The following is a 14,243-nucleotide window of genomic DNA, read 5'->3' on the forward strand; positions in this document are numbered from 1 at the left end:
CATCATCCGCACTTCACTGAAGAAACAAGGCCCCAAGCACCGCTCCCGCCCCAAGCACCCAGAGCGGCGACCAGTCGCTGCGCCAGACGAACAGGGTGGACCCCACCGACAGCACCACCGCCAGCCAAGCGACCTTGGCCCCCTGGGCCGCCGCCTGCGCCAGGATGAGGCCGGAGGAGAAGATGAGGCCGATCGCGATCGGCACCAACCCCCGCTCGATGATCCGCAGCCAGGCAGCGCCCGCCAGCCGTGCCCGCATGCGGGAGAAGCCATAGGCGAACAGCCCCGCCGGCCCGGTCATCGCCAGCGTCGCCACCATCATCCCGGTGAAGCCCGCAACGTGCCAGCCGATCAGCCCCACCACCAGCACGTTCGGTCCTGGCGCCGCCTGGGCCAGGGCGAACAGCTGCGCGAAGCGCTCGTTGCTCATCCAGCCATGCACGTCCACCACCAGCCGGTTCATCTCCGGCACCACGGCGATGCCGCCACCCACCGCGATCATGGAGATCGCCGCGAAGCCGCTGGCCAACTGCCATAGAACGTCGCCATCCTCGTTCACGCGCGATTCCTCGTCCACCAGGCGGCCAGGATGCCGAACGGCGCCAGCCCCAGCACGATGAAGGGCAGCGGCAGCCGCAGCAGGGACCCGCCGATCAGCGCCGCCATGCCGACAGCCAGGATCGGCAGGGCCGGCTTCAGCTTGGTGGTGATCTTGGCCGCCGTCCCCAGGATCATCCCCGCCGCCGCCGCCGCCGTACCCGCCAGCACCGCCTTCACCAGCGGCACCTCGCCATAGGTGTCATGGAACATCGCGAGCCCCACCAGTAGCGCCAGCGGCCCGCCGAACAGCCCGAAGCTGGCCGCCAGCGCCCCCCAGCCGCCGCGAAACCGCTCGCCGAGCTGGATCGCCACGTTCAGCGCGTTTGGCCCCGGCAGCACCTGGCCGAGTCCCAGCACCTCGGCATATTCCTGCTCCGTCACCCATCGGCGTTCCTCCACCAGCACGCGGCGCGCCCAGGCATTGACCCCGCCGAAGCCGACGAGGCCGATCTTGAGGTAGGTGAGAAAGATCTGGGCCACGGTCGGCCGCGGGCGGGCCCGAGATTCTGACATGCCGCCAAAGGACCGCGCGCCGCGTTCTGGATCAAGCCCCGCACCATTTGCAAACCGTCCGGTGCGGGAGGAAAACGCGCGTGGAACCGCCAATCTCCCGGGAAACGACACCATGATCACCCGCCGCACCCTGCTCGCAGCCGGAGCCTCCGCCGGCCTCGCCTCCCTCCTGCCCGCCGCCGCCAGCGCCCAGGGCAATTGGCCGCAACGCCCGGTCCGCCTGCTGCTGGCCTTCGCGCCCGGAGGTGGCACGGACCTCATCGCCCGCACCCTGGGCAGCGCCATGACCCCGTCGCTCGGCCAGACCCTGGTGGTGGAGAACCGCCCCGGCGCCGGCGGCAACATCGCCACCGAAGCCGTCGCCAGCGCGCGGCCGGATGGCTACACGCTGCTGATGGGCAACCACGGCCCGATGAGCGTCAACGTCTCCCTGTTCCGCAACATGCGGGTGAACCCGGAGACGGCGCTGGAGCCGATCGGGCTGGTCGCCGATGCGCCGCTGATCGTCGTGGTCGGCCCGGCCTCCAAGGCGAACACCCTGCCGGAACTGCTGGAGGAGATCCGCGCCGCCAACGGCAACCTGAACTACGCCAGCGCCTCCAACGGCTCCGCCAGCCACCTCGCCGCCGCGCTGATGCTGCAGATGGCCGGGCTGCGGGCGGAACACGTGCCGTTCCGCGGCGCCGCCCCGGCGCTGACCGACGTGGTCGCCGGCCACCTGCACTTCATGGTGACCACGCTGCCTTCCGTCGTCGGCCTGATGAGCAGCAACTCCGTCCGGCCGCTGGCGGTCACCGGCGATACCCGCATGGCCTTGTTCCCCAACATCCCGACGGTCGCGGAGACCATCCCGACCTACAAGGCCACCGCCTGGTACGGCATCCTGGCGCCGAAGGGCACGCCGGAGCCGATCCGCGCCCGCATCTTCGCCGCGATGCGGGAGGCGCTGTCCAACCCCGACGTCATCCGCCGCCTGCGTGACGAGGGCGCCGAGCCCTCCACGCTGGACGGCCCCGGCTTCGCCGAACTGATCCGCTGGGAACGCGAGCGCTGGGCCACGGTGGTGCGCCAGGCCGGCATCACGGTGGACTGAGCCGGGTCGCCTTCGCATCCGGGGGCATGGCGCCCCCGGGGCCTGCGAAGCGGAGCCTATCGGCGCAGGGATCGGGCCTGCCGTCCAAACCCCTGGACCGGCCTATCCCCGGAAGCCTTCGACCCCGTGACGCCGGACCTGCGTGTTTCAACTGTCGGAAAGTGCCTTCCCTGCCGCGCTGGCGACTTTGTCGCGCAACCATTGCTGAGCAGGATCATGGTCACTTCGGCTGTGCCAGACTGCGCTGAACGTCGAGGCGTTGGCCGCATAGGGTGTGGGGCGCATCAGGAACGAGCCCCGGGTGGCCAGGTCACGCGCGAGCGACTCCGGGATGATCGACAGCATGTCCGTATTCCCGAGGAGGTTCGGGATCGCAAGCGAATGCGGCATGGTCATGCGGTACCGGGGTGCGGCGCCGATGGTCGAGAGCGCTTCCTCCAGGGCTCGCCGGTCGAACATTTCCGACTGCCGGGCCAATCCTCGCTCCAGGATGAACCCGTCCACCGCGCCTTCTTCCTGCCCCCCCACTGAGATTGTGATCAAGGGGTAGTGCGCCAGGTCGAAGGTGTCGTCGATGTCGAGCGTGATGCAACGCGGCACCTGGCGGAAGCTGGCGCAGTAGAACTCAACCATGGCCCGGCCCATGCGCAGCAGCGCCCGCCGGTCCGGCCGGTTCTCCAGCCGCGAGATGGTTGGCTGCGAGCATAGCGCGGCCGCCTCCGGCAGGCGGTCCAGCGCCAGCTTGAACATCGGGTCGTGCCGCAGGCTGTCGGCGTCGTTGCCGTCCTCGTAGCCGGCCGCGATCATCAACAGCCGGAAGCGGATGATGTCGGCCAGGCCGTGTTGCACGCGCTCGGCGGCACGTGGGTCCGCGATGCAGGCGGCCAGCCGCTCCGCCAGGCCGAGCCGATGCTCGACCTCGCGCAGCGCCAGCAAGCCACCGTCCGAGGAGAGGAGCCCACCGTCGAAGCGGGCGATGATCGGCTTGCCCGCGACCGGTGACAGGCCCGGCAGCGAGGGCGTAGTTTCAACCGTGGCGGGCATGGGCTCCGAGGGCGCTTGGTTTCGAGGGTCGCACCCGAATCCTATTGCCGTTCAACGGTTTTCACCATGCCCGCCACCACTCGTGCATGATGCGGGTTAGCAAATGACAGTCAACCTTTTGTCGCCACGGACAGAATAGTAGTTTCGTGCCCGTAGAACTGCCCGCTCTGGTCGAACTTATTATAGATGAAAGCTGTCACCGCAGGATGCTCAATCAGCGACCGCGATGGGTGTGCGTCCTTGAATACAGACTTCGGGTCACCTTCAAATCCAAGCCCGACTCGCTGCTGCTCAGCGGCTAGGCGTTCGGCTTTTCCGGCGTCGTAGAACGTGATGTCGGTTGTGTTGATGAAGGCGCCGCCCGGTTTCAAGATGCGATAAGCAGCTTGGAACAAGTTTGCCCAGTTCTTCTCGTGAATGTTTTCAATTACAGATACTGAACAAACAACATCAAAGTAATTGGAAGGAACTATATCCTCGTCGCCGCGCCCTAAAAGACAGCGATTAAATCTAACGTGCGAGTTGCGTTCTACAAAATTCCTATAATCCCTTTGCCAGCCCTCGTAGGTCGTTGAATGGCGAAGGTAAGAGTCCGTTTGATAATCAGCGATGGGCCACGCGGCGGAGCAGCAGGGCGCCCATGGCGACGTGGATCATGGCCTCGGACACGTCGAGGCGCTTCTCGTAGTCGCGGACGAGGCGTCGCCAGCGGATCATCCAGCCGAAGGTGCGCTCGATGACCCAGCGTCGCGGAATGACCTCAAAGCCCTTCGCCGTGTCGGAGCGGCGCACGATCTCGACGACGAAGTCGAGGAACGCGGCCTTGTCCATGAGCTTGGTGCGGTCGTAGCCCGCATCGGCGAACAGGTGCTTCAGCCAAGGCCAGCGCTTGCGGATGGCGGCAAGGATCGTCTGCGCTCCCGCGCTGTCCGACACGTCGGCGGGCGTAAGGTTCACCATCAGCAGCCGTCCATCGGTGTCCACCGCGACGTGCCGCTTACGGCCAACGATCTTCTTCCCGCCGTCGAAGCCGCGCTCCTCGGCGAAGGGCGCCTTCACCGTTTGGCTGTCGAGCACGCCGCCTGTCGGGCTGGCCTCCCGGCCCGCCGCCTCGCGGTCGAGCATCAGCGCCACGTCGTGGATGGTGCGGAACAGCAGACGGCGGACGAAGCGCCGGAACCACCAGTACACGGTCTGCCATGGGCCAAAGTGCACTGGCAGCATCCGCCAGCCACCCGCGCTGCGCGCCATGTAGCGGATCGCGTTCAGCACCTCGCGCAGATCGACCTTGGGCTTCCGGCCTCGCCGCGAGGGTTTCGGTAGCAGCGGCTCGATCCGCGCCCATTCCTCGTCCGTCAGGTCGGAGGGGTAGCGCTTCGTCTTACGGCCAAGCTCGGCCATCCGGCCTCGGGTCTCTAGGGTCCACATCCCGAGTTTGAATCACCCCAGGCCGCGTCGCTCCAAGCCTTTCTCAAACGGTCACTAAGGAGCTTGAGACAAGTCAGGCTTGGCGTCATCAACGCCCCAGAGTTCATGCTCGCCTAATTTAAACGATGAAAGTAATTCCTCATTGAATAGATGCCCGAACTCCAACACCTTCAATCCATTTCTTTGGTCAAGGTAGTCTCGCAAGAACATGTAGCCGAAGTCCTTTAAAAGAAAGCATCTTTTATAATCCTGATACTCGGGGAATTTCTTCGTCAGGTGATGCCACTCTGTCATGGTCGGAACCCGGAACATGCAATTTCTCCTGATGAAGCAACCTGCCATTGCAGCGCGAGCGCAGGAAACCTGCCATCTCCCCTGCTCTACCTAACCCACGTAATTCATGAGGGTTTGCGGGCTTGGTGCAAACCGTTCATCGGCGATAGGGCTCGGCTGTGAACCCAGAACCCTGCCGTTTCCGGACACCATGCCCGCCGATACGCAGCCTACGCTGCCCCTACCGGGCCCGTCACCAGTCGCAGCAAAGCCCCTTATTGCCGCTTCGGTAACGTTCGTCAAACCGGCGGTCCGCTGAGCACAGCCCGCTTTATCCCGCCGCAGGCGCCGGGGCGGGCCGGGCAGAACGCCCTGGTGGGCCATGCGGAGCGGTGTGGAGGCCACCTGCGTGCCGGGTTGCCCTGGCTCCGCCGCCCTGATCAAGTGGCAGCCATGCCTGGCCCGCGCATGGCGCAACGACGCGCCGCGTGATCCACTCCCGCGCCCCGGCTCGACCGGGAGTCGAGGGAGAAACACCATGCACAAGACCATCCTCGCCATGGCGCTCGCCGCCGTGGTCGCGGGCCCGGCCATGCCGGCGCGCGCGCAGCAGCCGACCAACACCGCGCCGCCCGTCTCGCTGCAAGGCTGGGGCAGTTTCCATGTCGGCGGGCGGGAGGTGGTGATCTCCGGCCAACCGGTGCGGGAGGTGCTGTTCACCCCCGGCGGCGTGCCCGCCCGGGTCGACCCGAACGGCACCTACCTGATGGGCGGCATGTACGCCCAGTACATGATCCCGGCGGCTCCGCGGGGCCAGGCGCCGTTGCTGCTGTGGCATGGCGGCGGCTTGAGCGGCGTGACCTGGGAGACCACGCCCGATGGCCGCGAAGGCTGGCAGAACTTCTTCCTCCGCCGCGGCTGGCCGACCTATGTCTCGGATGCGGTGGAACGCGGCCGCGCCGGCTGGTCGATGATCCCGGAACAGACCGGCGGCCAGCCGGTGCTGCTGACGGTGGACAACCCGTTCGAGCGCTTCCGCATCGGCGCCGGCCAGGGCAGCTTCCAGCGCAACGAGGTCCTGCCCGGCAACCAGTTCCCGGCCGACCGCGAGAGCTACATGAACTTCATGCGGCAGATCGTGCCGCGCTTCACCACCACGGACGGGCTGACGCTGGAGGCCTACCTGGCCTTGCTCGACCGCGTCGGGCCGAGCGTGGTGGTGGCGCACAGCCAGGCCGGCCTGTTCGGCTGGCGCGCGGCACAGGAACGCCCGGACAAGGTGCGTGCCCTGGTGCTGATCGAACCGGCCGCCATCGGCGATGCCGCCAAGGTCGCGGCGCTGCGCAACATCCCGGTCTTGATGGTCTATGGCGACTACATCGCCCAGGACAGCCGCTGGCCCACCATCCGCGGCAACGGCGTGCGTTTCGCCGAGGCGGTGCGCGCCGCCGGTGGCAGCGTCGATGTGGTGGACCTGCCGGAACGTGGCATTCGCGGCAACAGCCACATGATCATGATGGACCGCAACAGCGACCAGGTGGCGCAGCTGGTCCAGGACTGGCTGGCCACGAAGGGCCTGTACCAATAGCCACTTCCAAAGCCCTCTCCCCCCGAGGGGGAGAGGGTTGGGTGAGGGGAGGGTCACCCCACCCGGATCTGCTCGACATTGGAGAACTTCAGCGTCTCCCCGCCGACAGTGACCGTGCCGGCGAAGCTTGCCGGAGCGCCCGACGCATCGAAGAAGGTCACGATGTTGTTGTTGACCCGCATCTCCAGACCGGGGGACTCGATGTTCAGCGCCGTCGTCAGATCCTGCAGGCTCATGCCGACCACGTTCAGCGTATCCGTCCCCGTGCCGCCGTCGAAGCGGTCGTTGCCGTCGCCCGGCGCCCAGATGAAGCTGTCGTTGCCGGCGCCGCCGAAGACCAGGTCGGCCGCACCATCGGCGGCGCCGCCATCCAGGAAGTCGTTGCCGTCCTCGCCCATGAGCTGATCGGCGCCCGAGCCGCCATCGATCGTGTCGTTTCCCAGGCCGCCATAGGCGAGGTCGTTGCCCGCGCCGGCTTTGATGTAATCACTGCCGCCTTCGCCATAGACCTGGTCGTTGCCGGCACCCGCGGTGACCATGTCGTTCCCGCCGCCCGCGAAGATCACATCCGCGGAGCTGCCGCCATTCAGCGTATCGCTGCCCGCCGTGCCCTGCTGAAAGGCTCCGCCGGCGACCTTGGCCAGGTCGACCTCGTCGAGCGCCACGATCTTGCTGCCGGTCATCGTCACGCTCCTGCTGGTACGGAACGAATACAGAAATTTTCCTTCAACGCGCAGCGGATTACGCCTCTGGCAATCATAGGCGCTGCCTTGGACGGATCACGACTCCCGCGGCGCCGCCGCCCGTGCCAGCCGGTCGTTGATCGCCTCGCCCAGCCCATCCCCCGGCACCGGCATCGCCGCGATGCCGCGCAACCCCAGGCGCCGCCCCTCCGCATCCAGCCAGCGCAGGCCGGAGAACAGCCGCGCCGCTGCCACGGCCAGGTCGCCGCCGGGCGAGAGGTTCCATAGCGCCCCCGCGCCCGGCAGCGGCGCCGGCCCGAAGGCCAGCAGCGCCTCATCCGCCGCCACCTCCTCCGCTTCCAGGCGCAGCGGCAGGTCCGGCGCGTAGTGGGACAGCAGCATCCCGGGGCTGCGCAGGCTGCGCGTCGCCGCCGCGGCGGACAGCGGCAGGGGGCGCCCGACACGGCCGATCACCGCCTCGATCGCCGCCGCCGGCACGCCGCCGGGCCGCAAAAGCACCGCGCCCGACCCGGTCAGGTCCAGCACCGTGCTCTCCACGCCGACGGCGCAATCCCCGCCATCAAGCACGCCTGCGATGCGTCCGCCGAGCCCCGCCATCACATGCGCCGCCGTCGTCGGGCTGACCTGGCCCGATCGGTTGGCGGAAGGCGCCGCCACCGGGCGGTCCACCTGCCGCAGCAAGTCCAGCGCCACCGGATGCGCCGGCACCCGCACCGCCAGCGTGTCCAGCCCCGCGCCGGCCAGCAGGTCCACCCGGCAGGTCACCCGCCGCGGCAGCACCAGCGTCAGCGGCCCCGGCCAGAACCGCGCTGCCAGCGCCACCGCCCGCGCATCCGCCACAACTTCCTCGAACGCCGCCCCGGCGCTGGCGAAATGGCAAATCAGCGGGTTGAAATGCGGGCGGCCCTTGGCCGTGAACACCGCCGCCACCGCCGCGCCATTCCGCGCATCGGCGCCGAGGCCGTACACCGTCTCGGTCGGGAAGCCGACCAGCGCGCCGTCCCGCAGCAGCGCCGCCGCCTCCGCCACATCCGCCAGCAAGCGCGTCATGCGCCGCGCGCCAGGAAGCCCGGGTTGCACCAGCCCGGCTTGCCGTAGCGCAGCGGCACCCCGTCCCAATCCGCCATCCTTCCCCCCGCCGCCAGCAGAACCGCCTCCGGCGCCGCCGTGTCCCATTCCATCGTCGGGCCGCGCCGCGGGTAGAAATCCGCCGAACCCTCCGCCACCCGGCACAGCTTCTCCGCTGAGCCCAAGGGCCACAGGCTGGCATGGTGTTCACGCGCGAAGGCGGCGATGCGCGGGTCGCGGTCGTGCCGGCGGCTGACCACCGCCACCGCGCCTGCCCGCGGCACCGGTCGCACCCGGATCGCCTGCGAGCCACCCGCATCCAGGCGCCACGCCCCGCGCCCGACGATGCCGGAGAACACCTGCCCATGCGCCGGCAGCGCCACCGCCCCCAGCACCGGCCGCCCATCCCGCACCAGCCCGATATTCACAGCGAAGCTGTCATGTCCCTCGGCGAAGTCCCGCGTGCCGTCCAGCGGGTCCACCAGCCAGAACGGCCCGCCGGGCACAGCCACGGCGGCCGCGTCATGCGCTTCCTCCGCCACCACCGGCAGCCTGGACTCGCGCAGCCCCTCCACGATCAGCGCTTCCGCGATCGTATCCGCAGCCGTCACCGGCGAATGGTCGCGCTTGCGCTCCACCACGAAGCCCGCCGCCCGCACCGCCGTGACCGCCGCCGCCGCCGCCCCGGCCAGGCGCACCGCCAGCGCCAGCATCCCGTCCATATCCATGCCACAGCCTTTAGACGCGCGTGGCCCTGTTGCCGAGGCCGCCACTTCGGATGATAGGCTGCCGCGCAAGCAGAAGCCGGACCCCAAGCCCCATGCCCGACATCGCCTTCGTGAAGCCCGCCCTGCCGCGCGCCGGCATCCTCGTCCTCCCGCTTCCCGAAGCCGATTTCCCGTCCACGGGCCTGTTCGCCGAGGCCGATGCCGCCCTCTCCGGCGCCCTCACCCGCGCGCTGGAGGCCGCCGGCTTCAAGGGCCGCAAGGGCCAGTCCGCCATCCTGTGGTCCCCCGGCGCCGGCTTCACCAAGATCATCGCGCTCGGCCTCGGCAAGGCGGAGGACCTCAACGCGCAATCCGCCGAGGCCGCCGGCGGCGCCCTCATCCCGCTCCTCGCCCAGGACCGCGAAGCCACCGTCGCTGCCGACACCCTGACCCCCTCGCTCGCCGCCTCCATGGCGATGGGCGCCCTGCTGCGCGCCTGGCGCTTCGATCGATACCGGACAAAGGAGAAGGAGGAGGACAAGCCTAAGCTCGAACGCCTCGCCTTCGCCACCGCTGACACCAGCGACGCGAAGCACGCCTTCGCCCCCATGCGCGCCGTGGCCGATGGCGTCTTCCTGACCCGCGAACTGGTCAGCGAACCGCCCAACATCCTGCACCCCGTCGAGTTCGCCGACCGCTGCCGCGCCCTCGAGAAGCTCGGCGTGGAGGTCGAGATCCTCGGCATGAAGGACCTCAAGCGCCTCGGCTTCGGCGCCCTGCTCGGCGTCGCCATGGGCAGCGCGGTGGAACCCCGCGTCGTCGTCATGCAGTGGAAGGGTGCGGGCAAGTCGAAGAAGTCCGCCAAACCCCTGGCCTTCATCGGCAAGGGCGTCACCTTCGACACCGGCGGCATCTCCATCAAGCCGGCCGGCGGGATGGAGGACATGAAGTGGGACATGGCCGGCGCCGGCACCGTCGTCGGTCTGATGGCGGCCCTCGCCGGCCGCCGCGCCAAGGTGGACGTCATCGGCATCGTCGGCCTGGTCGAGAACATGCCCTCCGGCACCGCCCAGCGCCCCGGCGACGTGGTGAAGACCTTCTCCGGCCAGACGGTCGAGGTCATCAACACCGACGCCGAGGGCCGCCTCGTCCTCGCCGACCTGCTCTGGTACTGCCAGGACCGCTTCGAGCCGCGCTTCATGATCGACCTGGCGACGCTCACCGGCGCCATCATCGTGGCGCTGGGCCATGAACACGCCGGCCTGTTCTCCAACGACGACGACCTGGCCCAGCGTATCCTCGCCGCCGGACAGCTTACCGGCGAACTGGCCTGGCGCATGCCGCTCTCCGATGCCTATGACAAGGCCATCCGCTCCGACATCGCCGACATGAAGAACGTCGGCGGCCGCCCCGCCGGCGCCGTCACCGCCGCGCAATTCATCCAGCGCTTCATCAACACCAAGAACGGCCCCATGCCCTGGGCCCACCTCGACATCGCCGGCACCGCCTGGACCAGCAAGGACCACCCCACCATCCCGAAGGGCGCCACCGCCTACGGCGTCCGGATGCTGGACCGCCTGGTGGCGGAGCTGGACGAGGGCTGAGCCTGTGCAGGGTGCGCTGGCGATTTGCGAGGGGCGCCGCCCCTCGCGCACCCCGCGAAGGGGCAGTGGCCCCTTCGAACCCTTCAGCTTAGGGGCAGGAGGAGGGAGGGGCGCAGCGCGACCGCGTGACCGAAGCGACCACCATGCCCCTCCCTCCTCCTGCCCCTTAATGGGTTTCCAAAGGGACCACTGTCCCTTTGGCAGGGAGTGCAGGGGGACAGCGTCCCCCTGCAAAGCACTCAGCGCGCCCCGCCCATGCTGAGGCCCCGCTTCCGCCGCGCCGCCCCGGACGCGCCGCTGCCGGTGCTGTGTCCGGTGGTGGAGGGGGCGCCGCGGGCGGATGGGTTCGTGGCCGCGGCCGGCCGGGTGCGCGACATGGCGGGGGAGCCGCGCCGAATCCTGGTCGGCCTCGGCACGCCGCGCCGACGGCTGGATTGGGAGCAGGCTGGCGCCACCGCAGCGGCGCAACTGCCGGAGACGCCGCAGTGCGCCGTCGCCGCGGAGGGTCTCGCGCCGTCGGACATCGCCGCCTTCGCCGCCGGCATGGCGCTCCGCGCTTGGCGCTTCACCCCCCACCGCACCCGCGACATCAAGCCGGCGCTGGAGCGCGCCACCTTCACCGTCGACGACCCCGCCGCCTGCCGCGAGGCCTGGGACCAGGCGGCGCCGGCCATCCGCGCCTGCCTTTTCGCTCGCGACCTGGTGGCCGAGCCCGCCAACCACCTGACCACCCGCAACTTCGCCAAGCGGCTGGAGGGCTTGGCCGAGTTCGGCATCCATGTCGATGTCTGGGGCCGCAAGCGCCTGGCCCGCGCCGGCTTCGGCGCGCTGCTGGCCGTCGGCGGCGGCAGCGCCAGTCCGCCGCGGCTGGCGATTTTGCGCTGGCGCGGCACGCTGGACCTGCCGCCGGTCGCCTTCGTCGGCAAGGGGTTGGTCTTCGACACCGGCGGCATCTCCATCAAGGGCGCCCAAGGCATGGAGACGATGCGCGCCGACATGGCCGGCGCCGCCGCCTGCGCCGGCGCCATGCTGGCCCTCGCGCTGCGCCATTCCCCAGCCCCCGCCGTGGCCGTGCTGGCGATCGCGGAGAACGCCACCGGCGCGGAAAGCTACCGCCCCGGCGACGTGCTGCGCACCGCATCCGGCCGCACGGTGGAGGTGGTGGACACCGATGCGGAGGGCCGCCTGGTGCTGGCCGACGCACTGCACCACGCGATCTCCGCCTACCGCCCCCGCGCCGTGATAGACGCCGCGACGCTGACCGGCGCCATCGTCACCGCGCTCGGCCACCACAAGGCCGGCCTGTTCGGCACCGACGCCGCGCTGATGGCGGGGTTGGCCGCGGCCGGGGAGGAGGTGGGCGAGAACCTCTGGCCCATGCCCATCGGCACAAGGCACCGGGAGGATCTGCGCTCCGCCATCGCCGACATCCGCCAATGCATGCCGGCCGGCAGCCGCCGCCAGCCCGACGCCAGCCACGCCGCCGCCTTCCTGCGCGACTTCGTGGGGGAGGGGGTTCCGTGGGCGCATCTCGACATCGCCGGGGTGGATACGCAGGACAAGCCGCACGCGCTGGGCCCCGCCGGCCCCACCGGCTTCGGCGTCCGCCTGCTGGATCGCCTGGTGGCGGCGCAGTACGAGGCGGAGCCGTGATGCCCGAGGCGGAGCTGTGATGGCCGAGTACGGCTTCTACCACCTGACCCGCACGCCGCTGGAACAGGCCCTGCCGAAACTGCTCGGCCGCGTGCTTGCCGGTGGCGGCCGCGCCATGGTGCGCATGGCGGAACCGGCGCGGCTGGAGTTGCTGGACGCCGCGCTCTGGACCTGCCCCGACCCGGACTGGCTGCCGCACGGCACCCCCCGTTCCGGCCACCCCACGCTCAACCCCATCTGGCTGACGACGGAGGATGCCGGGCCGGAGGGTGCCCCGAACGGCGCGCGCTTCCTGTTCCTGCTGGAAGGGACGGAAAGCGCGCGGCTGGAGGCGTTCGACCGGGTGCTGGATCTGTTCGACGGCGGCGATGCGGAGGCAGTGGCCGCGGCGCGGGGGCGCTGGAAGGCGGCGAAGGCGGGGGGGCATGCGCTGGCGTATTGGCAGCAGGGGGCGCGGGGGTGGGAGAAGAAGGGGTGAGGGAGGCGGCTGGAGGATGCGAGCCGTGGTTAATGAGCGGGGAAAAGATTGATCCTAGACAGCGGCATCCCGCCTCTATGACCTCGTGCGTTGCGAAGAACCACGAGAGATGCTTTGTTTCCAAATCACCTGGCGCAGGCTGTTTGAAGTGAATCCTACCGAGCTCACCCCAATAAGCGTCTTTACACCGAACGACTATCCTCGTTTCACGTATGTTAACCGCGTTGTGGCGCCGTCTTTGGAGGATCGACTTGAGCAAGCATTGGCGACTCCCAAAGAAGTAATCTCCATCTCAGGACCATCCAAGAGTGGTAAAAGTGTCCTGATTGAGCGGATGGTTGGCGTTGACAACCTGATAACTGTTTCGGGTTCAGAGATTGCTTCGACCAATGGTCTTTGGGATCGCGTTCTGGATTGGATGGGCACTCCCTCGACGCAATCTATTTCGACTGAACAAAGCACGACCAGTGGGAAAAGCTCAGTAATCACCGGAAGCGGTGGAATTCCATCGGTGGCTGGCGGTAGCCTCAGCGCAGGCACACAGAGCAGCGATGCAGACAAGAAAACCTCTGCGGTCACGCACATCCGTGGAGGCATCACTCAGGTTCAGAGGGAAATCGCAAATAGTTCCTACTGCGTGCTGGTCGATGATTTTCACTATATTCCAAGAGAGTTGCAGGTGGATGTTGGCAGGCAGATCAAGACTGCCGCTGAACGTGGTATCCGGATGATCGCAGCTTCGGTCCCCCACAGATCAGACGATGTCGTACGCAGCAATTCGGAGCTGCGCGGGCGCACGCAAAACATTGATACAGAATTCTGGGCGGACTCGGAGCTTCTGCAGATTGGGCAGCTTGGGTTCCGCGCCCTCAATGTCTGGATTGACGAAAGCATCCTCCGCGCTCTCGCACAAAATGCGTGTGGATCTCCTCAGTTAATGCAGCGCATTTGCCTGAACATCTGTATCCACCTAAAAGTCACCTGTGGCTATACAGCAACCCGCTATGTCGCGACGGAGGAAATAAACCTTAAGGAGGTTCTTGCTATTACTTCTACGAGTGCGGACTATAAGACGCTGCTCACTACCATGCATCAAGGCCCGAAAGCGCGCGGAATGGAGCGAAACAAGTACAATTTCATCGATGGATCGCGGGGTGACGTCTATCGATGCATTCTGCTGGCAATTCAACAGGCTCCCCCTTTAACGACGTTTCCCTACGGCGTGCTTATGGAACGCGTGAAATCGGTTTGTATCGGAGAGGCGCCAGCAGGACGAGGTGTTACGGAGGCTTGCAGCCAGATCTCGACGTTTGCAGCAGCGGACCGCACTGTCGAATTTGACACTGAGGCTGAGGTCGAGACATTCTACATTTCTGATCCCTATTGGCTGTTTTATCTGCGCTGCTCACCGAAGATGACTGAGCTTGCTAAGGAGCAACACGGGTTGGTGCCGCCACCGATAATGCCGGCATCTAATCCATAGGCGGGTC

General features: G+C 67.9%; 15 protein-coding genes and 1 pseudogene. 6 read left to right on the forward strand and 10 right to left on the reverse strand.

Going from position 1 to position 14,243, the window contains the following annotated elements; translation table 11 throughout:
- Nucleotides 1-13: 13 nt before the first annotated feature.
- Nucleotides 14-577, reverse strand: a complete 564-nt coding sequence (locus tag ACLF3G_RS11780) for a chromate transporter (RefSeq protein ID WP_430669561.1) — start codon at nucleotides 575-577, stop codon at nucleotides 14-16.
- Entirely contained in the window at nucleotides 556-1,080 is a 525-nt protein-coding gene (locus tag ACLF3G_RS11785) for a chromate transporter (protein WP_430669562.1), read from the reverse strand. Before ACLF3G_RS11785 ends, ACLF3G_RS11780 begins: the two co-directional genes overlap by 22 nt.
- Nucleotides 1,081-1,225: 145 nt before the next feature.
- Between ACLF3G_RS11785 and ACLF3G_RS11790 the strand changes: the two genes are divergently transcribed.
- A complete protein-coding gene (locus ACLF3G_RS11790; RefSeq protein ID WP_430669563.1) occupies nucleotides 1,226-2,206 on the forward strand; it encodes a Bug family tripartite tricarboxylate transporter substrate binding protein in 981 nt (326 codons plus the stop codon).
- A 147-nt stretch (nucleotides 2,207-2,353) separates the two neighbouring features.
- Here the strand turns inward: ACLF3G_RS11790 and ACLF3G_RS11795 are convergent, their stop codons facing one another.
- The 5 genes and pseudogenes from ACLF3G_RS11795 to ACLF3G_RS11815 all read right to left on the reverse strand — a co-directional run bounded on the left by ACLF3G_RS11795 (nucleotide 2,354) and on the right by ACLF3G_RS11815 (nucleotide 4,990).
- The gene (locus ACLF3G_RS11795) at nucleotides 2,354-2,665 is read right to left on the reverse strand and encodes a LysR substrate-binding domain-containing protein (RefSeq protein WP_430669690.1); all 312 of its coding nucleotides are present in this window, start codon (nucleotides 2,663-2,665) and stop codon (nucleotides 2,354-2,356) included.
- A 90-nt stretch (nucleotides 2,666-2,755) separates the two neighbouring features.
- Nucleotides 2,756-3,250, reverse strand: a pseudogene (locus ACLF3G_RS11800) (transposase); the annotation flags it as partial.
- Nucleotides 3,251-3,360: 110 nt separating this feature from the next.
- Entirely contained in the window at nucleotides 3,361-3,861 is a 501-nt protein-coding gene (locus tag ACLF3G_RS11805) for a class I SAM-dependent methyltransferase (RefSeq protein ID WP_430669691.1), read from the reverse strand.
- Entirely contained in the window at nucleotides 3,854-4,678 is an 825-nt protein-coding gene (locus tag ACLF3G_RS11810; protein ID WP_430669564.1) for an IS5 family transposase, read from the reverse strand. The genes ACLF3G_RS11805 and ACLF3G_RS11810 overlap by 8 nt, the downstream gene beginning before the upstream one ends.
- Nucleotides 4,679-4,732: 54 nt before the next feature.
- Nucleotides 4,733-4,990, reverse strand: a complete 258-nt coding sequence (locus ACLF3G_RS11815) for a hypothetical protein (RefSeq protein WP_430669565.1) — start codon at nucleotides 4,988-4,990, stop codon at nucleotides 4,733-4,735.
- A gap of 499 nt (nucleotides 4,991-5,489) precedes the next feature.
- On the opposite strand from ACLF3G_RS11815, the gene ACLF3G_RS11820 reads away from it, so the two are divergent.
- Nucleotides 5,490-6,539 carry an esterase gene (locus tag ACLF3G_RS11820; protein ID WP_430669566.1) on the forward strand — a complete coding sequence of 350 codons (1,050 nt, stop codon included), beginning with the start codon at nucleotides 5,490-5,492 and terminating at the stop codon, nucleotides 6,537-6,539.
- Nucleotides 6,540-6,592: 53 nt separating this feature from the next.
- On the opposite strand, the gene ACLF3G_RS11825 is transcribed toward ACLF3G_RS11820, so the two are convergent.
- The 3 genes from ACLF3G_RS11825 to ACLF3G_RS11835 all read right to left on the reverse strand — a co-directional run bounded on the left by ACLF3G_RS11825 (nucleotide 6,593) and on the right by ACLF3G_RS11835 (nucleotide 9,039).
- Entirely contained in the window at nucleotides 6,593-7,222 is a 630-nt protein-coding gene (locus ACLF3G_RS11825; protein WP_430669567.1) for a calcium-binding protein, read from the reverse strand.
- 96 nt (nucleotides 7,223-7,318) lie between these two features.
- The gene (locus ACLF3G_RS11830) at nucleotides 7,319-8,293 is read right to left on the reverse strand and encodes an L-threonylcarbamoyladenylate synthase (protein WP_430669568.1); all 975 of its coding nucleotides are present in this window, start codon (nucleotides 8,291-8,293) and stop codon (nucleotides 7,319-7,321) included.
- Nucleotides 8,290-9,039: a 3'(2'),5'-bisphosphate nucleotidase CysQ family protein gene (locus ACLF3G_RS11835; RefSeq protein ID WP_430669569.1), complete on the reverse strand. Its 750-nt coding sequence runs from the start codon at nucleotides 9,037-9,039 to the stop codon at nucleotides 8,290-8,292. Before ACLF3G_RS11835 ends, ACLF3G_RS11830 begins: the two co-directional genes overlap by 4 nt.
- A 92-nt stretch (nucleotides 9,040-9,131) precedes the next feature.
- On the opposite strand from ACLF3G_RS11835, the gene ACLF3G_RS11840 reads away from it, so the two are divergent.
- From ACLF3G_RS11840 to ACLF3G_RS11855, 4 genes are all read left to right on the forward strand, one after another.
- Nucleotides 9,132-10,622, forward strand: a complete 1,491-nt coding sequence (locus tag ACLF3G_RS11840; RefSeq protein WP_430669570.1) for a leucyl aminopeptidase — start codon at nucleotides 9,132-9,134, stop codon at nucleotides 10,620-10,622.
- Nucleotides 10,623-10,877: 255 nt separating this feature from the next.
- On the forward strand, nucleotides 10,878-12,275 hold the full coding sequence (locus ACLF3G_RS11845; protein ID WP_430669571.1) for a leucyl aminopeptidase family protein: 1,398 nt from the start codon (nucleotides 10,878-10,880) through the stop codon (nucleotides 12,273-12,275).
- Nucleotides 12,276-12,294: 19 nt separating this feature from the next.
- A complete protein-coding gene (locus ACLF3G_RS11850) occupies nucleotides 12,295-12,753 on the forward strand; it encodes a DNA polymerase III subunit chi (protein WP_430669572.1) in 459 nt (152 codons plus the stop codon).
- Nucleotides 12,754-12,862: 109 nt separating this feature from the next.
- Nucleotides 12,863-14,236, forward strand: coding sequence for a hypothetical protein (locus ACLF3G_RS11855; protein WP_430669573.1), 1,374 nt, complete (start codon nucleotides 12,863-12,865; stop codon nucleotides 14,234-14,236).
- Nucleotides 14,237-14,243 lie beyond the last annotated feature (7 nt).

The sequence above is a fragment of the Falsiroseomonas sp. HC035 genome (assembly GCF_050563525.1).
In the GTDB taxonomy this organism is placed as follows: domain Bacteria; phylum Pseudomonadota; class Alphaproteobacteria; order Acetobacterales; family Acetobacteraceae; genus Falsiroseomonas.